Annotated in this window: 4 protein-coding genes; all 4 read left to right on the forward strand. The window is 35.9% G+C overall.

All coding sequences use genetic code 11. From position 1 onward, the window contains the following. Positions 1 to 63 precede the first annotated feature (63 nt). The 4 genes from BLP44_RS03220 (at position 64) to BLP44_RS03235 (ending at position 21,830) form a co-directional block, all read left to right on the forward strand. Entirely contained in the window at positions 64 to 17,538 is a 17,475-nt protein-coding gene (locus BLP44_RS03220) for a T9SS type B sorting domain-containing protein (protein ID WP_091129249.1), read from the forward strand. A 43-nt stretch (positions 17,539 to 17,581) separates the two neighbouring features. After that, positions 17,582 to 18,562: a PorP/SprF family type IX secretion system membrane protein gene (locus BLP44_RS03225; protein ID WP_035691536.1), complete on the forward strand. Its 981-nt coding sequence runs from the start codon at positions 17,582 to 17,584 to the stop codon at positions 18,560 to 18,562. A gap of 158 nt (positions 18,563 to 18,720) precedes the next feature. Next, complete coding sequence (locus BLP44_RS03230; RefSeq protein ID WP_091129252.1) at positions 18,721 to 19,908, forward strand: phosphoglycerate kinase; 1,188 nt, start codon at positions 18,721 to 18,723, stop codon at positions 19,906 to 19,908. A gap of 110 nt (positions 19,909 to 20,018) precedes the next feature. Then, a complete protein-coding gene (locus BLP44_RS03235) occupies positions 20,019 to 21,830 on the forward strand; it encodes a LysM peptidoglycan-binding domain-containing protein (RefSeq protein ID WP_091129255.1) in 1,812 nt (603 codons plus the stop codon). Positions 21,831 to 21,871 lie beyond the last annotated feature (41 nt).

Below are 21,871 nucleotides of genomic sequence, written 5' to 3' on the forward strand. Positions count from 1 at the left end.
AAGAGTATATGCTGTTTTTAAATGCCCCTTTAAAAATAGTCGTTAAACTGAAACCATAGAAACATGAAGAAACCTACTACTTTAAAATTAGTTTTAGCTGTATTGCTTTGTATTCAAAGTTTTGTTATTCACGCTCAAAAGAACTTTACCCCTCGTTTCGATACGAGTTTAAAAGGTGATATGCTTTTGATCGGTAATAATATTTTGAATAGAGATAACAATAGGGATGGCGAAAGAGCAAATGACGCGTACAATGTCTATAATCGGAATAATAATGACCTTCAGATGTATTATGTTGATGTTGATAATGACAACAGTACATTTAGTTCTAGTTCTGCTACGTTAAGTATTCCTAGCGGAAGCAGGGAATGTTATAAAATTGTCTACGCAGGACTTTATTGGGCAGGTATTTACAGCCAAGGATCTATAGATAATAAAACGGTTAATAGAAGTAATTTAGGTTCTATTAAAATTAAGCTTCCTAATCAGGCAGCTTATACTGATATCAGTGGGCAGTTAATTTATGATTATTATCCTTCTAATTCAAATGGTTCTCAAATACCTTATGCTTACTATTATGATTTAACTTCATTAGTACAAGGTTTGGCAAATCCTGAGGGAGAGTATACTGTAGCAAATATTATTTCAGCACAAGGGAACATTAATGGAGGTTTTTCTGCAGGATGGAATTTATTTGTGGTATATGAGGATCCAAAATCTTCAGCTAAATATATTACTACTTTTGATGGTTTCAGATGGATTCAGGCAAATAGCAATGCTGTTACCTATACTATTTCTGGGTTTAAAACGATTCCGACAGGAACTGTAAAAGCAAAATTAGCATTCGCAGCTTTAGAAGGAGACGTTAACTTACCAGGTGATAGGTATTCTATAAATAATACCGATATTTCTACAGCAGAACGTCCGGTAGATAACTTTTTTAACAGTACTATTAACGATACTAATGGACCGTTTACAAATAGAAATCCGGCCAGTGGAAATACTTTAGGTTTTGAGGCAGGTATTTTGAATGTTCCGAACCCAGCGAATAGACAAAATCCAGGAGGAAGTGTCATTAAAAATAATGATACCTCTGCGACATTAAAACTTACCACAAGTGGGGATGGTTACGGATTGTTTTTTAATGCTTTTAACGTTGAGATTATCGAACCAAAGATTGTCTTAACCAAAATTGTAAAGAATGCGCAAGGAGTTAATATTGGTGGGCAAAACGTAACATTAGGCCAGCAATTGAATTATGAAATTGGTTTTAAGAATACAGGAAATGATAATGCTACTTCGTTTACCATTAGAGACCAATTGCCTATAAATATTATTTTTAATTATCCTGCAGATATTGTTTCATTACCATCAGGAGTAACTGTTCAAAGCTACAATGCAGCTACAAGAAATATTGTTTTTAAGGTTGATAATAATGTGGTTAAAGTTGGAGATCCTGAGAAAGTGATTAGCTTTAAAGTTCAGGTTGTTCCAGATTGTCATATGTTGAGCGAGGCTTGTTCTAATAGTATTGACAACTCTGCATATGCAACTTACAAAGGAACACAAAATACAGCTTTTACAATTTCTGATGATCCGAGCGTTAATACGAATACAGGATGTATCTTAATTCCAAAAGCAACTAACTTTTTAGTAGGAGTTGATGGATGTAAATATACCGACAATGTAACACTTTGCGGTGAAAGCATTAACTTGACTGCAGCAAACGGTTATACTGATTATACATGGTACAGTGATGAAGCCCGCACACAACTGATAGGAAAAGGACAAACACTAAATGTAAAAAATCCTGGTACCTATTACGTGTACAATTTGGCAGCAGCTCCTTGTAGATCAATTTATCAATCATTTGTTGTTACTAGATTTGGTACTACGGTAGAAAATCCTGTAATACCTTTTGCAGATCAGGTAGTAATATGTTCTAACGATGGAAAAAAACTTCCTAATATCTTTTTATGTGGAGGAAATGCTTCTAGAGCAATTACATTAAATATTTCAGATGCAAATAGTATTGTTTGGGAAAAATTAAATGAATCAAGTTGTACGGCAGTTACAAATCAAAATTGTGCTAATGAAAGCACTTCTTGTACTTGGACTCGTCTTAAAACAGGATCAAGTTATACTGCAAACCAAGCGGGACAATTTCGCGTAACGTTAAATTATGCGGGAGGATGTTTCAACCGTTTCTACTTTAATGTATATAGCAACTCTTTAACTCCAACAGAAACTCATAAAGATATTATCTGTGGAGCTCCAGGAAGCATTACAATCGGAGGTGTTCCTGCAGGATACGAATATGCTATTAGCACAGATCCAAATGGAACTCCAGGTGCTTATCAGACTAGTAATATATTTCCGATTACAAGTCCAAATTCTTATACCGTTCACATTAGACAAATTGGTGTGACAACTAACCCTTGTATTTTTACTGTTCCAGGTATTTTAATTAGAAGTAGAGATCTTAGTATTTCAACGACTGTAACGCAACCAACATGTAAAAATGATAAAGGAAGCATCAAAGTTGGGGCACAAAATATCGATCCTCAATATTACTATTATATTTATACTAGCGGTGGAACTTTAGTTAATAGTTTCGGTCCAACTTCAAATTCAGATTATACATTTGCAAATTTATCATCTGGAGATTATAGAGTCAGAGTTACTAATGGAGCAGTTGGATCTACTCCAGCTCCATCTTGTGATAAAACTGTTGATGTAACAATAAATCCAGTTCCAGCAGGTTTAAATCCAACAGCGGCCTTAACGGTTCCATTAACAGCGTGCTCAAATGGTAAAATTGTTGTTACTACAACAGGTGGAACTGCGCCATATTACCATTTTATAAATGGTTCTTCTACATTCCAATTATCAAATGAAATTGCCGTAACTGGTCCAGGTACATATGATATTAGAGTAGTTGATGCAAACAACTGTAGCGGAACAACATCTATTACAGTAAATGCAAATCCAAAACCTACTTATACTGTTACAGCAACTGAAATTAACTGTAGCGGTGGCACTTCGCAAATAAATGTAAATGTTACTAATGCTAATGGATATACTTTACAATATAGTATAGATAATGGTGCAACATTTAGTAATAATCCAGTATTTCCAAATGTTACTGCAGGTACTTACAATGTTGTTGTACGTTATACAATGTCAGGCGTAACTTGTACTGACCCAGCAACTCCAATTACAATTACTCAACCAGCAAATGCTTTATCTGCATCAGCGGGTGTTTCTGAATTAGCAGGATGTGACCCTTCTGGAAACGGATTTGGTAAAGTAAGAATTACTAACCCACAAGGAGGAACACCTCCATATACTTATAGCTTTGACGGTGGTGCAAATTATGGATCTTCAAATGAAGCCTATGTTGCTCCAGGAACCTATACTCTTTATATTAAAGATGCAAAAGGTTGTATCTTCAGCATGCCTGGCGTGGTTTTAGATCCAAGACCTACTGACCCAACAATTTCTGTTGCCCCACCAGTTTTCAACTGTAACGGAACAGCAACTAGTACAGTTACTGTAACAAGTGGTGGAGGTAATAACTATGCTTATGAGTACTATTTAGATAATGTAAAGAATACAAATACACCATCTAATGTATTTGTTAACGTTCCATCTGGCCCTCATACAATTTCAGTAAGATATAATTTAACTTCAGTACCAACTTATAGTAATTTATTATTAGAAGATTTTGGTTCTGGTGGTACAACTACTACTCCTGGTATTGCTTCAGCATACTGTTTCAATGACCAGAGAGTTAATCCTCCCTATACTTGTTCATTAAATGGAACACCAACAAGATCTGTAGAAGATAACCAATATTCTGTGACAAGTTTCTTCTGGAGAAACGATAATGCTTGGTACCACTTTAAAGATCATACTACTAATGGTGCAGATGCAAATGGAAGATATTTATTAGTAAATATTGGTGGTGCTGCAGGAAATTACGGTGTTCTTTATAGTAAACCAATTATTGATGTTATTCCAAACCAACCTGTAATGGTTTCTCTTTATGTAGGAAACTTATTGAATACAGGCGTAAATGGTGCTGCTCCAATTGTTAGATTTGAGTTAGTTAATGCAGCAGGACAGGTTGTGGCTACTGAAGACACAGGTAAAATCGCTGAGGCAGCAAACGATCCTAATAGAACAAAATGGGTACCGATTAATATTTCATTAAATCCAGGTCCTCATACTAATCTAACATTCAGAATTCGTTCTGGAAGTATTGAATACGGTGGAAATGACATTGTAATTGATGATATTTGGGTTCGCCAAATTCCAAAGTCATGTATTACTCAAAAAGATTTCCCAATTGTAATTGATAGTAATAAAGCTTTTACAGTATCTGAGCCTGTTATTGATAATTTATCATGTAGTAATAGTTCAGATGGACGTATCTCTATTGACGTTGCAAATTTCAATACAACTACAGGATACAAGTACTCTTTAAATAATGGTACAACTTGGAATACAGCTACAGTTTCTCCTCTTGTAATTACAGGATTAACTGCTGGCACCTATAGAATTATTGTGAAAAGTGATGATGCTGGAACATGTTCAAGCTCTTTCACTAAAACAATTACAGCTCCAGTTGCTCTTACAACTACTGCAAACGTAACAGTTCAGCCAACTTGTACTATGGGGGCTTCGATTACTGCTACAGCAAGTGGTGGAACTCCAAATTATAAATATGAGCTTCGTCGTACTGATGGAACTGTTGTAGTTGGTTTCCAAAATAATAATGTATTTACAAATGTAGCTACAGGTAATTACGTGGTTGTAGTACAAGATGCAAGTTCTTGTTCTTCTCCAGCTTCAAGTGTTGTGTCTGTTGTCGCTCCGCAAATTCCTACAGCAACATTAGCAAGTAGTTCAGATTTGTGTTATGATACAACTAATCGTGCAACTCTAGTAGTAACGGCTTCTGGTGGCAAAACACCTTATTCATATAGTTTAGATGGAGCGCCAGGTCAGCTTTCGAATACGTTCACAAATGTTGGCCCTGGAACACACTCAATTGTTGTAACAGATGCTAATGGTTGTACAGCTCCTGCAATTTCTAATATTGTTATTGCTAACCAATTAAAAGCAGAAGGAAATATTACTAAACCATTAGATTGTATTACAAATAATGCAGAAATAACAATTACAGTTACTGGCGGTACAAGTCCATACACTTATGCTGTAGCAGTAAACGGAAGTGCTACTTATACAACTATTCCATCAAATGTTTATACAGCATCTTCTGCAGGAAGTTATGTATTTAGAGTAACAGACTCAAAAGGATGTATTGTATTTACTGATGCAGTTGTAGTAGATCCTATTGCAAATCCTACAGTTACCGTTTACTCAACCCAAATTACATGTAATGGTTTGACAAATGGTAGTGTACAATTAGTAGGTGTTGGCGGTTCAGGTGGATATCAATACAACTTTAATAATGCAGGTTGGTCATCAACATCTTTATATACTAGTTTAAGCCCAAATATTGATTATACCTATTTGGTTAGAGATAGTAAAGGTTGTACTTCTGCTATTGGTACAATAAGATTAACTCAGCCAACTGCTTTATCAGGAACAATAAGCGCTACAGAACTTCAGTGTAATGGTACAGGTACTACACCTGCAGTTGTTACTGTTAATGGTGCTGGAGGAACAGGTGCTTATACTTATAGTTTCAATGGTACAACCAATTTTACCAGTACAAATACATTTTCTATTTCTACAGGAGGTGTGGTTACAGCATATATTAGAGATGCCAATAATTGTCAATTCGGACCATTATCAGTAACAATTAATAACTTAGACAGAATTACAGGCATTACCATAACAGATAGTGGATACGATTGTTCTACAACTCCTCCTGGAGGTCACGTAAACATTGCCGCAGTAAAAACAGATATTTCTGCTCCAATTCGTTTTCAGATAATTTCAGGACCTGCTGGATATAATAGTGCTTCAAATTCTGATGGTGAATTTAAATCGTTAGCACCTGGTAATTATGTTTTTCAAGCAACAGATATTAAATCTGGCTGTTCTTTCACAGTGCCTTACACTGTAAAAGGGGCTCCAGATATCGTAGCTACTGGTTCAGCTTTAACTAATATTCAATGTTATGGAGGAACAGGAACGCTTCAGTTTATAGTAAACGGCGTTAAAAATAGAGGTTATGATTATGTTATAACAAATGGTGGAGGAACAATTATTCAAGAACAAAAGAATGTTTCTGAAACAACGACAGTAATAAACGTTACTGCTCCTCAGCCAGCAGGTACATATACAATTACAGCAATAGATAGATTAACAAAATGCCAGTCTACATTCTCGGTTACACTAGCTCAGCCAAGTTCGTTGGTTAGTTTTACTGCAACCGCATCTAATATAAACTGTAACAATGATAATTCGCAAATAACAGTTACTGCGACAGGCGGTACTCCAAACTATACTTACGCTTTCGCGAAAAGCCCATCAACGGTACCATCATCAGCTTATGGGAATAGTGCTATTTTAACAGTAGATACAAATTCTGGAGCTGATTTAGTATGGGATGTTTATGTTAAAGATAATAATGGTTGTACTGCAAAAAGAACTATTTCAGTTCTGCCTGAAAATGTACCAACAATTGATACGCCTGCATCACAATGTTATACAGGTTCACCAATTAATATTACAATAACAGGTACATATGTCGGAACTCCAACTTTCAGTAAAGATGGAATTTTCTACCAGCAGTCTCCTAATTTTAGCTTAACTCCTGGAACTTACACTTTACATTTAAGAGATGGTTTTGGTTGTGATGCTCAAACTACTTATGTTGTAGCTCCTCAGTTAACTATTACTCCGACAATCGTACCAGATGTTACTTGTACGCCAAATACAACAATAAGCTTAGCATCTTCTGGTGGTACTGGAACTCGTAGTTATCAGGTTTCATTTAATGGAGGTGGGTACGCTGCAACTACAAGTCCTTATGTAGCAACAGCTGCTGGTACTTATAAATTTAGAGTAAGTGATTCTGCAAATCCAGTTTGTTATGCAGAAACAGCAGACATTACAGTTACATTAAAACCAACTACATTAACAATTACAACTGCTAAAGTCGACGTTTTATGTAATGGAAATAATACAGGATCAATTACTATTACACCAACATCAGGAAAAGCTCCTTATACTTATAGTGTAACAAGAGGTGGAACTCCAGTTTCAACTACAGCTACAACTACTGGTTTAACTGCAGGAACTTATGATATCTTAGTTACAGATGCTTTAGGCTGTACTAATGCTACAACTTCGGTTACAATTTCTCAGCCAACAGTATTAGATACAAATGGTACTGCAACAACTTTCAAGTGTGATACTAATAATGCAAAACAATCTGCAGTAGTAACTATTACTGTTCCAACAACAGGAACAGCTCCATATACGTATAGCTTTAACAATGGATCATTTACATCGTCTAATACATTTACAGTTGTAGATAATGGTAATAATCAAACTATCTACTATGCTGTTAAAGATGCAAATGGATGTATAATGCCAACAAAATCTATTGTTGTAAACAAGCTTAACCCTCCAGTAATTGCTTCTGTTAATGCGAGCCTAATTTATTGTGCTCCTGTTGCTAGTACTACAAGTACAGCAACAATTACAGTTACAGCTGGAACAGGTATTGCACCATTTGTATACGAAATTGTTTCTGGCCCAACTTCGGCGCCATCAAACGGAACAGGTTCATTTAGTAATTTAACACCTGGAAATTATGTATTCAAAGTAACAGATGCTAGCGGATGTTACGATACTTTCCCATTAAATATTGCTCCAGCAAAACTTATGATTGCTTCAGCAACTAAATTAAATGATGTGTACTGTAACGGTGATTCAACAGGATCAATCCGTTATAATGTAAGCGGATTTACAGGTACTTATAGCTATTCATTAAATAGTGGAACGCCAGTTACGGGTCAAACAGCTCCTGTATTTACAATTTCTAATTTAGCTCCAGGAACATATACAGTTGTATTTACAGATGAGACTACACGTTGTGATGTTACAACAGCTACTATTACAATTTCTCAGCCAGCTGCGCCACTTTCTGGAACAGTAGCTTATGTTAATGCAAATTGTAATATTCCAACAGCTAAAGTAACTATTACAGCTGCTGGAGGAACACCTGGATACCAATACTCATTCAGTAATAGCAGTACAGTTCCAGGAACTTACGATACAGCAAATTCAGCTAATCTAAATCCAGCGCTTACTTGGTTTGCTTGGATTAAAGATTCAAATGAGTGTACGGTAACTTTACCATTAACTTTAGTAACAGACACTGCTCCAAATGTGACTGCTTCTGTTGCAAATCAATGTACAGCTTCAGGAAATAACTTCCAAATTGTAGCTGTAGGTTCAAACGGAGTTGCTCCGTATACTTATTCGATTAATACAGGTGTAGCACCAAGTCCAGCAAATACTTTTACAGTATCAGCAGGTACTTATACTATCACTGTAAAAGACGCAAATAACTGTACTAATACAACAACTGTTACAGTTAATACTGCTATGATAGCTGAGGCTATTTTAACAAAAGACTTAACTTGTTCTTCTCCAACAAATGCTACAATTGCAGTTTCTGTAACTGGTGGCGCTGCGCCATTTGGTTATAGAGTTAAAGTTGGTGCAGGTGCTTATACTGGTGCGCCGATTGCTTTTGCCGGTACTTCATTTGTTTACACTACATCAACTGCTGGTGTATACCAATTTGAAATTACCGATGCTAATGGTTGTCCAGTACAAACAAAAACAGCAATAGTAAGCGATTATGTGCCAGTCGGTGTTACTATCGTAAAAGTTGACCCAACATGTAACGGTTCTACTGATGGTACAATACGTTTTACAAGTCCAGCGGGACAATCGCCATTTCAATATAGTATAGATAATGGAGTTACTTTTGGTAATTTAGCTATTTATGGTGGTTTAGCTTCAGGAACTTATAACTATGTTGTAAGAGATGCTAAAGGATGTGAGTACCGTAATAGTATTACATTAAATAACCCTCCTCCAATAGCAATGAATATTGTTATTCACGGAATTACTTGTAACTCTACTACTCCAGGTAGCCTTGATGTAAATGTTGCATCTGGCGGAACAGCTCCTTATGTTTATCATTTGTATAATAATGCAATGACAGAGATTGCTTCTTTCACTGCAAATGCTGCAAATGCTGCAATCGCTCATAATTTCCCAGGATTAAATTTTGGTGATTACTATTTAAATGTTGTTGATGCAAATGGGTGTGAATTTAAAAGCGGTAAATTAAGAATTCAACCACCTCCATATCTAACATTAAACGGAACGGTAGTTGGTGCTACTTGTGCTGACGGTATTTCTGTAGAAGTTGGTGTATTTGGTGGAACAGGTGTTGCTCCATTTACATATACAATTTATGGTGTAGGAACAACTTCTGGTGTAACTCCTGCAACTTCTTATACATTTACACACTTAGATCAGAATACAAATTACGTTTTTGAAGTTGTGGATGCTAATGGATGTCCATCTTACTATGAGATGAAAACTCCAAAAATCTCTAATCTTGAGATTAATCCTTTAACTACTACTAATGTAACATGTAATGGTGCTGCTAATGGAATTATTAATTTCACTGTATCTAACTATAATGCGACAAGATTAGATTTTGAAGTTAGAGATAACTTAACAAATTTAGCAATTGTACCACCAGTTAACGGATCAGCTACTGGTTTAACAGGTGCAGCGTATAACGGAACTCTTACAGGATTAAAACCAGGAAATTATTCTCTTTATGTTAAAGAGTTTGATGGAACATTATGTTCTACTACTGAAGTTTTCCAAATTACACAGCCAGCTCAACCGCTTGACGCAAGTATAGCAGGTAATGTTAATGCAAACTGTGATGATCCAGCTCAAGTAACTGTTAAAGTTACTGGTGGTACAGGACCTTATACATTTGCTTCAGCAGTTGCTCCAGCTACTCCATCAGTTTTTGCTGCTGGAAATGTATTAAGTTTAGATCCAGGGCCAACAGGTGCAAATGTAAACTGGAATATTATTGTTAAAGATGCTCAAGATTGTGAATTCCCTTTAAACGTAACAATTGCTAAAGATCCAAGCCCAGAAATTAGCTTAAGTGTAGCTAATAACTGTGCGGCTGAAGGTGCTTTTGGAGTTGTTGTTACTGAAACTGCTGCGGGAGTAGGATCTTATTCAATTAAAGTGGATACTGGAGTATTTGTAAGCATTCCAGGGTTGCCATATACAGTTACTAATTTAAGTTCAGGATCTCATACAATTACCATTAAAGATGGAAATGATTGTACAGATACTGAGACCATCAATATTAATGCGCCATTAAAATTAACTCCAGCAATTACAGCATTGCCAAGTTGTGTGGTTAACAATGGTGTGGTTACGTTAACTCCATCTGGAGGAACGAACTCTTATAGCTATAGTATTACGCCAATGCATCCAAGTATTGTAATTTCAGGAAATACAATTTCTGGACTTAGAGCAGATACTTATACTATTACAATGACCGATAACGGAAATCTTTGTACTACAACAGCAGAAGTAACTTTACCAGCAGGTACGCCTGTAACATTTGATGCTGTTGTAACTGATGTTTCTTGTTTTAACGGAACTAATGGAAAAATTGAAGTTAATTTATTGCCTTCAAATGATAATCCAACTTATACATATGCAATTTCGCCAATTCCAGTAGGATATGTACAAACAGGCAATGTATTCTCTAATCTTCCAGCAGGAGTATACGATATTACAGTTACATCTGGCAGAGATTGTACTTTAACAAAACCGTATACTGTTGGTCAGCCAGCAATTTTAGATGCTACTCCTGCAATTACAGCTTATGGATGTAATGCAAGCAATGCTGCCCAGCCTGCGGTTGTAACAATTACAGCAACTGGAGGAACATCCCCATACAGATTTAATTTTGATGGAGGTGCAACATACTATACTGATAACACAACTCAGGTACCAGTTAGTACATCTGCTCAAACAGTAAATTATTATGTTATAGATGCTAATGGATGTCAATTTAATGGTAGCGTTGTTGTTCCAGCATATCAACCATTAACTGATATTACATTTGCATTAACGACAGCCCCAATATGCCCGACAAATGTGGCTGATGTTACTTTGACTGTAACAGGAGGATATACTCCTTATGCGAAATATGAAATTATTTCGCCAATAACATTAGATAATGGAAACAATGCAGTTTTCACTGGATTAGCTCCTAATACTTATTTATTTAAAGTAACTGACAATAATGGTTGTTCAATTGAAAGACCTTACAAAGTTGAGCCAGTTATTCCAATTGATATTGTTGCTACATCGTCAACTAATGTGAGTTGTAACACTGCAAACGGAACGGATAATAACGGTACAGCTACTTTCATAGTTTCAGATTTTAGCGCAAGCGGAAACTATAATATTGTAGTAACTACTAATCCGGTTGGTTTATCTTACAATGCTCCAACTGTTGCGGCAGATGTTATTACATTAACAGGTCTTGAAGCAGGAACTTATACAGTTACTGTTAGTGATATTACAACGACTTGTTCAAAATCTGCAGATGTCACTATTACAATGCCGGCTCCAATCGCATTTACTGCGACAGCAAGCAAAGTATTCTGTTCTGATGACGAGTCTGAAATAACAGTTACAAATGTTACGGGTGGAACATCAGCTTATACTTATGCTGTGGTTAAAACAGGAGATCCTACGCCAACAGTATTTGGAACAAGTTCAGTTTTAACTGTGGATACTAACTTAACAGATCTTTCTTGGGATGTTTATGTACAAGATGCAAATCTTTGTATTGCAGGACCAATAACAGTTCCTGTTACATACAATGCAGCTCCAAATCTTAATTTACCAGCTCAACAATGTTTTGTTGGTGCAAACTTAACAGTAGATTTAAATGCTTTATCTACAACTTACAATGGTGTAAAATCATTTACAGTTGATGGTTTAGCAATTACAGGAACTACAGCTACGTTTACAGCTGTGGGAACTTATAAAATTATTTTAACTGACGATAACGGATGTACAGATGAAGTAGACTATATCGTTCAACCACAATTGATCGCAAGTGCTTCAGTAACTAAAGATCTATATTGTGCTGCTCCAATTGATGCAACTATTGATGTTGAAATCAGTGGAGGTGTAGGACCTTATACATATCAAATGTATCATAATGGAGCTGCTACGGGACCAGTAACAGGTGTTGCCGGAAACTTTACAGCTTCTGTGTCAACAGACGGTGATTACTATTTTGTAATTACAGATAGTAACGCGCCAGCATGTTCTGTAACAACTACTACTGTAACAGTTAACCCAACAGTAATTCCAACACTTACTGAGTCGCAAATCGATGTAAGCTGTTTCGGGTTTAATGACGGAAGTTTAACTGTTGTTCCAACAGGTGGTCGTCTTCCTTATACATTTGTATTGACAGGACCAATCGTTAATACGACTGGAGATGCAACAGGAACTTACACAGGATTGATTGCAGGAACATACACTGTAGTAGCAACTGATTCTAAAAACTGTGCTTCGGCGCCAGCAACATTTGTAATTAGTGAGCCAACTGAATTAACAGCTATCCATGCAATTACTCCAAATACAACATGTAGTACAACTACTTCCATAGTTGTAACTGCAACAGGCGGTACTACTGACTATAGATATAATTTCAATGGTCAAGGTTATGACACAGCTAATACTTTCTCAGTAGTTAATGATGGATCAATTCCTTCTATAACTTACACTGTGAGAGATGCTAATGGTTGTGAAACTGCTCCAGTAACAGTACCAATTGTACCACTAAACAAACCGACGGATTTAACATTTAATGCATCTGTTGTAACTTGCCTTGCTACAACTAGTACAGTTGATGTAACTGCGACAAATGGTGTAGGGGCTTTAACATTCGAGATTATTTCATTTAACGGAGCTCCAGCAGCTTATGCTCCAGTGAATACTGCAGATAATACAGTAGCAGCTACCTTTACAGGTTTAGTTCCTGGAGATTATATGTTCAGAGTAACAGATTCTAACGGATGTACTTACGAAGAATTATTACCAATTGCACCAGTTACAAATATTGTTGTAAATGGTCAGACTATTGCTGATATGACTTGTAATACAACAAATGACGGTCAAGTAACTTTCACAGTTTCAGATTTTGCTGGAAGTTATACGTATACAATAGATAAAGATGGTACTAATTTTGTTCCATCAACATCAACAACAGCGACAACCATTCCTTTAACAGGTCTTGCTTTTGGTCAGTACACGATTAACATTACAGACAATGCAACAGGTTGTACAGCAACTTCAATGGTAGAAGTGAAACAACCAACGGTAGTTACAGTTAATTTAGTAGATAATGTAAATGCAAACTGTAAGACAGGAGCAATAGTAACAGTTCAAGCTAGTGGAGGAACTCCAGGTTATGTCTATTCATTCGTTCATGCTGGTGACCCTGCTGGAGCATTTGACGCATTAGCTACAAGAGAGTTAGATGCAACTGTACCTGCATGGGATGTTTATGCACAAGATGCTAATGGATGTATTTCTTCTCCATATAGAGTGAATGTCATTATTGACCCACTTCCATCAGGATTTACAGCAGTAGCTGTATCTCAATGTCCAAGTGCTACAGGAACTTACGATATCGTAATTACACCAGGAACAGGTATGGGACCATTCCAATATAGCATTGGTTCAGGATTCCAATCAGGACTTACATTTACGGTAAGTGTTCCTAAAACATATGATCTAACGGTAAGAGATAAATTCGGATGTGAATTTGTATTCAACGCGGCGGTAACTATTTTAGCACCGTTGGATATTACAAATACTATTGTAGCCCTACCAACTTGTGCTGATGGAGACGGAAGCGTTAGTGCAACAGCTACTGGTGGTACAGGTAATTATAGTTATACAATTGACGGAACAACTACTGTAACAACTACTCCGGCTATATTCGCTGGTTTATCAGTGGGTTCACATACAATTGTGGTGACTGATTTGACAACAACTTGTACAAAAGATGTAACATTTAGATTAGAGCCTGCAACTCTAGTAACAGGATTTGATGCAACATCTACACCTGTAACTTGTAACGGAGGAAACAACGGTACTATTACAGCTACTTTAGATGCTCCAAGTGCAGGGGTTAATGATAATCCAATCTACACTTATACATTAACAGGAACGACTGTTTTAGGAGTTGCTGTAAATAGACCAGCACAACCAGAGAACGTATTCGAAAATCTTGAAGCAGGAAGCTATACTGTTACAGTTACTTCTGGAAGAGGATGTTCTGATTTTAAACTTGTTCAGGTTATCGAACCGGCATTAATTGTAGTTCCTAACCCAGCAATTGCTCAGTACGGATGTACTTCTGATAATACTAGCAATTTTGCAACAATTACAATTAGTGGTGTTACAGGCGGTTCAGGAACTTATATCTACGAATTCATTAGAAATGGTGCAGTAGTTTATAAAGGTGATAGAAATGTTTACACAGAAACCGATTATTTAGGTGGATCATATACAGTTAATGTTTATGATAATAACGGATGTATTGGTTCTAATGCTGGAACGTATGTAATTAATCCATTTATTAGTTTAGATGATATTACAATTAGTGTTACAAATGCAATAACTTGTACAAATAATGAAGATATTGCTGTTACAGTTGCCACAACTGGAGGAACACCAGCAAATCTGCAATATGCTATTACGGATGCATCTGGAAATGCAGTAGCAGGTAATCCAAATAATGCAACGGGTATCTTTACTAATTTATCAATTGGAAATTATATCATAAGTGTAACAAATCTTGATACAAATTGTACAATTAAAGAGGTTCACTACGTTAATGATCCAAATACTTTTGAAATTAAAGCTGTACCAGCAAGTGCACAAATTTGCTATGGAGCAGCTGACGGTCAGGTAACATTAACTTTTGTTGACAGACAGCCAACTCCATCAGACGAGGCAGGTGCTTTTAGTTATGTAATCACAGGGCCAGTTTCTAGTACAGGAACTACAACAGGAGCTGTAACTACAATTTCTAATTTAACTGCTGGTCAGTATACAGTTAGTGCGACCTTAATAGGAAATCCTTACTGTACAGTAACAACATTATTTACAATAGAACAGCCTGCAACGCAATTGGCAGTGACGACTACACAATCTGAAATTACTTGTAACCCAGGTAATAATGACGGTGAAATATATGCTTCTGCAAATGGCGGATGGGATAATAATTACCAATATCAGTTAGTTCTAAATGGTGCAATTGTGGTAGATTATTCTACTCAATATACTTTTACAGGATTATCTGCAGGTACATATGCGATAAATGTAAAAGATGGCAAAGGTTGTATTGCTACAACAACTGCAACATTGGTAGTTCCATCTCCAATAACGTTTACTGCAACTCCGAGCGCGACATTATTATCATGTTTTGGTGATAAAACTGCGACAATAACAGTTTCAGTTCCAACAGGAGGACAGGGAAGCAATTACATGTACACATTAAACACTGTAGTTGGAACACAAACGATATCTTCAGGTCCTCAATCATCGAATATTTTTGATGGACTAGGTGCTGGTACTTATTCAATAAAAGTAACAGACGGATTTAATTGTGAGGCAACATCTGCAAGTATTGTTATTACAGAACCAACAGAAGTTATTCCTAACTTAATTTTGGCTTCTTCACAAACTTGTAACGTACAATCGACGCTTACATTAAGCGCAACAGGAGGTGTAGGTCCATATAGCTATAGTACAGATCCTAATTTTGCAACAAATTTGGGTACATTTAATTCATCTGTTACATTCTCTGTACCAGTAGGAACTTACCAATACTATGTGAGAGATACTAATAACTGTGTAAGTTTTGTTTCTAATGAAATCAAAATAGATCCTTTGGTTCCTTTGACAGTAGATTTAGATATTACAAATGCAATTGTAAAATGTACTGGTGAAGCTACAGGAGTAATCGTTGCAGAAGCAAAAGGAGGTTTAGGAAACTATAGTTATACTTTACAGGATGCAGCTGGAAACCCAATTCAAGGGCCTCAAAGCAACGGAAGATTTGAAAATCTTTTAATAGGAACTTATAAAGTAAAAGTAGACAGCGGAGATTGTAGTAGTACTTCTGTTAATGCTGTAATAACTGAACCTGCAGCTGCATTGATAGCAACATTTACACCGACGAATGTTTCATGTTTTGGTGAAAATAATGGTAAAATCGTAATTGCAGCAAGCGGAGGAACAGGAGTTATTAAATATGCAATCTCACCAGATTTAAATCAGTTTGATTTCATTACAACATTTGATAGACTTTCTCCAGGAACTTACACAGTAATTGCCCAAGATGAAAACGGTTGTTATGTGAGACAAGATGTTGAAATTACACAACCTAATCCGGTTATTGTAACAGAAGTTCCAAACTCTATGATTCCTGAAGTGTGTGATGGAGATAAAGATGGTGCATTCAGTATTGAAGTTAAAGGTGGTACATTACCTTATAGCGTAAGTTTAGATAATGAAAAAGGACCATTTACTCAGGGTACAGCTACTCAAACAATATTTGATTTCACTAATCTAGCTGGAGGAACACATACAGTATATGTGAAAGATGCAGAAGGTTGTGTAATTGAGTTTGTAGAAAACATGCCAAACGCAGTAATTCTTAATCCAACTGCTGAGGTAACATATGATTGCGTTAACAATACACAAGCCAACATGGTAGTTGTAACAATTGATGCTTCAATTACGAACCCAGCAGATGTTGATTATTCATTAGATAACAATGGAGTATTCCAGCCAAGCAACATCTTTACAAATGTTCCTGCTGGTGATCACTTCATCGTTGCAAGACATACTAATGGTTGTGAGGTACCAACTCCAATCTTTACTGTTAATGCAGTTGCGGAACTTGGTTTAATCGACATCACAAACCAAAGCAAAGACATCAACACAATTGTTGTACAAGCTTCTGGAGGTGTTGCTCCTTATGAGTACAGCTTCAATGGTGAACCATTCTCATCATCTAATAGCTATAGAATCTACAAAACGGGAGATTATGTAGTTATCGTAAGAGATAAAAACGGTTGTGAGAAAACAATAACAGTTCATGGTACATTCTATGACTTCTGTATGCCAAACTACTTTACACCAAATGGTGACGGACAAAATGATACAATTGGTCCAGATTGTGGTGCATTAGCATACAAAGAGTTAACATTCGATATTTATGACAGATATGGTAGAGTAGTAGCGAAATACCGTGTTAATGGAAAATGGGATGGAAGATATCATGGAGACGAATTACCAACAGGAGATTACTGGTATGTTCTTAAACTGAATGATCCAAAAGATCCGAGAGAATTTGTTGGACATTTCACATTATACAGATAACAAAATTATAGCCCCAATGATGTTATCTAAAAAAATTATTACAATGAAAAAGTTTATTTTATCTTTAGTACTCATGGCTGTAACAACAAGTTACAGCCAAGAGTTAAACCTACCAGTGTTTACCCAGTATTTAGCTGATAACCCTTTTATTCTTTCTCCTGCGTATGCTGGTATTGGAGATAATCTCCGTATTAGAGCCAATGGTTTAACACAGTGGGTCGGAATTAAAGATGCACCAGACAACCAATCATTGTACGCCGATTTTCGTGTTCTAGATCGTTCTGGAGTAGGTATTTCATTGTATAATGATAGCAATGGTAATACAAGACAAACGGGTGCCAAAGTTTCTTTTGCGCACCACTTGATTTTAGATTATCGTTCAGAGCAATATCTATCTTTTGGTATATCGTACAACTTTAATAGTTTTAGAATCGAAACGGGTAATTTTACTGGAGACGTAAATGGTGTTCCAGTAGCATTAGACCCTTCAATTACAGACAATCGTTATAACTCAAACAACAACTTTGATATTAGTGCATTGTACCGTAACAAAGGATTTTACTTTAGTTTTAACGCCAACAACGTTTTAAAGAAAAACACTGATAAGTATAGAGGAGTAGAACCAGATCTACTCTCTAACTTTCAGGTTTACTCAGGATTCACTTTTAGAGACGGAGAAAATAGACGTATCGAATACGAACCATCGGTATTCTTGCAGTACTTTGCAAGTGACCAGCGTTCTACAACCGATTTAAACTTCAAATACAGACGTTACAATCGCTACGAAGATTACTATTGGATCGGAGTTTCTTACCGTTTCTTAAATGACCAGTTCCCAAAACCTTTGGCAATGGGACCAATGGCTGGTTTTATGAAATCTAAATTCTATTTTGCATACTCTTACCAGTTGATGTTTAATGGTCTTGGAGCGTATAACACAGGAACACATTCCATCACAATCGGATTTGACTTCTTGCAATCAATCAGTAACTGTCCTTGTACACAAAGTCCGGTTCACGATTAGACAAATAATTTTTATCATCTTTAAGAATTATTTTGTTTGTTTTCATAATTTACAACGTTTTCGTTTTTATTACTGGATTATTTTTGCTTTTTTGAAATTTAGACTTCGCTAAAAGTTCTATATTTGTTATTCTTTCAAAAAATTAAAAAAATTAGCAGATGAAAACTTTAAACGATTTCGATTTTAAAAATAAAAAAGCAGTTATCCGTGTTGACTTCAATGTGCCATTGGATGAAAATTTTAATGTAACCGATACAACACGTATTGAAGCTGCAAAGCCAACAATCGATACAATTTTAAAACAAGGCGGAAGTGTGATTTTAATGTCGCACTTAGGAAGACCAAAAGGAGCAGAAGAGAAATATTCTCTAAAACATATCTTAAAAACAGCTTCTGAGATTTTAGGAGTTCAAGTTAAATTTGCTGAAAACTGCGTTGGAGAACCAGCTCAAACTGCAGCAAAAGATTTAAAGCCAGGTGAAGTTCTTTTATTAGAAAATTTACGTTTCCACGCTGAAGAAGAAGCTGGAGATGTAGCTTTCGCTAAAGAATTGGCTTCTCTTGGGGATATTTATGTAAACGATGCATTTGGTACAGCTCACAGAGCACATGCATCTACTACAATTATCGCACAATTTTTTCCAAACGATAAATGTTTCGGAACATTATTGGCAAAAGAAATTGACAGTTTAAATAAAGTTCTTAAAAACAGTGAAAAACCTGTAACTGCTGTTCTTGGTGGTTCAAAAGTTTCTTCTAAAATCACCGTTATCGAAAATATCTTAGATAAAGTAGATCACATGATTATTGGAGGAGGTATGACTTTTACTTTTATTAAAGCTCAAGGCGGAAAAATTGGCGAGTCTATCTGCGAAGATGACAAATTAGATTTAGCTCTTGATATTTTAAGATTAGCTAAAGAGAAAGGAGTTCAGGTACATATTCCTGTTGATGTTATTGCAGCAGACGATTTCTCAAACAATGCAAATACTCAGGTTGTAGATGTAACGGCAATTCCTGACGGATGGCAAGGTTTAGATGCAGGTCCAAAATCTTTAGAAAACTTCAAAAAAGTAATTTTAGATTCTAAAACAATTCTTTGGAATGGTCCATTAGGAGTTTTCGAAATGGAAACTTTCTCTAAAGGAACAATCGCATTAGGAGATTATATCGCAGAAGCTACAGCAAATGGAGCATTTTCATTAGTTGGTGGTGGAGATTCTGTTGCAGCAGTAAAACAGTTCGGATTTGAAGATAAAATGAGCTACGTTTCCACTGGTGGCGGGGCTATGCTTGAAATGTTAGAAGGAAGAATTTTACCTGGAATCGCAGCGATTTTAGACTAAAAAATCACAATTAACATTTTTTTAAACAGTTTTCTTCAATAAAGAGCTTAGATTTGCAAAAATACAACTCTTGTAATTGTTTGAATTACAGAATTTTAAAATAATGTTATATGATTGTAAGGAAATTTTCGATTGTGGTTTCGGCTTTCTTCTCGTTAGCTGTGTGTGCACAGGAAATGGCAAAAACAGATTTGGAACTGAAGCCAGAGGTTAAGCTTTCATATTTAGATTCTATTAAGAGCACATTCAAAAAAAACGATCTTGCAGCAAAAGTAGATAGTTTATGGATGAACGAATTAGTAAGTCTGGATATTTATGATGATCTGACCAAAGACATTCAAACCATTAACAAAGATGTTACTGTTGATGAAGAACTCCCAACCGAACTGCTAAAACAGCGTTTGGCGGCTATGAATCAGAAATCACCTTTTGAAATTGAATACAATCAAGGTTTAGAAAATATAATAAAGTCATTTCTTAAGAACCGTAAAAAATCGTTTTCTCGATTAATGGCTTTATCAGAATATTATTTTCCAATTTTCGAGGATGCTTTTGCCAAACAAAATGTTCCTTTGGAAATAAAATATTTAGCCGTTGTAGAATCTGCTTTAAATCCTAAAGCAGTTTCTAAAATGGGCGCTACGGGGCTTTGGCAGTTTATGTACGGAACCGGAAAACAATACGCTTTGAAAATCGATTCTTATATTGATGAAAGAAGCGACCCTCTTAAAGCTACAGCCGCAGCATCAGAATACATGACCAAAATGTTCAATATCTTTGGTGATTGGGAACTGGTTTTAGCTTCTTACAACTCAGGTCCAGGAAATGTGACAAAAGCAATTCGTCGCTCTGGCGGAAAAACAAAATACTGGGACATTCGTAATTATCTTCCAAAAGAAACTCAAGGTTATGTTCCTGCTTTCTTAGCTACAATGTACCTTTTTGAATACCACAAAGAACATGGCATTAATCCAGAAAGAGCTGTGGTTAAAAATTTTGAAACGGATACAGTAGCGGTCAAAAATCAAATGTCTTTCAAACAGCTTGCCGATTTGTTAGACATGCCACAATCTCAAATTCAGCTTTTAAATCCGTCATACAAAATGGGAGTTATTCCGTTTTATCAGGGAGAACAGCATTTTATCAGACTTCCAAAAGATAAAATCGCAACATTTGTTTCCAACGAAGAACAGATTTATGCTTACGTAAAACATGATGCAGAGTTTAGAACCACTTCATCTCGATTGGCAGTTAAATATGCGCCAAAAGCGAAACCAGCAGCTGTAAAACCAGCTCCGGTTGATAATGGAGATTTTGAATTTTATAAAGTCAGAAAAGGAGATAATTTAGGTGCAATTGCCGCAAAGTATGATGTAAGTATTTCAGATATTAAAAAATGGAATAACTTAAAAACAAATGCTGTAGCAATTGGACGAAGCCTAAAAATTAAAGCAGAAGAAGAGGCTCCTGTTAAAACTCTTCCTGCTGTTGTAGATAAAGAACAAGCAATTGCATCTGCAGAAAATAAAGAGAAAACAGCCGTAGATATGGACTATGTTGTGGTGGCTGGAGATAATTTAGGAAGCATTGCAAAAAAATTCGGTACGACTATTGCGGAGTTAAAAGAACTTAATAATTTAACTTCAAATAACATTGGTTTAGGAAAAACATTGATTATTTCTAAAGCAGCGGTCGTTATAGAAGAGCCGGCTTCAACAGCAATTGCATCAAACTCGGTTGATTCATTCAAGAAAAAAGCACCTTCTAAAAACGTTAGTGAAGATTATTACGTTAAAAAAGGAGATTCTTTATATAGCATTTCTAAAAAATATCCTGGAGTAACAATTTCAGATATTAAAAAATGGAATGGCATTAAAGATGAAGATATTAAACCGGGAATGAAACTTAAAATAAACGGATAATAGAATAATCTTATTAAATTTGGGTTTTATTTCATAAATTA

The sequence above is a fragment of the Flavobacterium anhuiense genome, from assembly GCF_900101855.1.
Taxonomy (GTDB): domain Bacteria; phylum Bacteroidota; class Bacteroidia; order Flavobacteriales; family Flavobacteriaceae; genus Flavobacterium; species Flavobacterium anhuiense.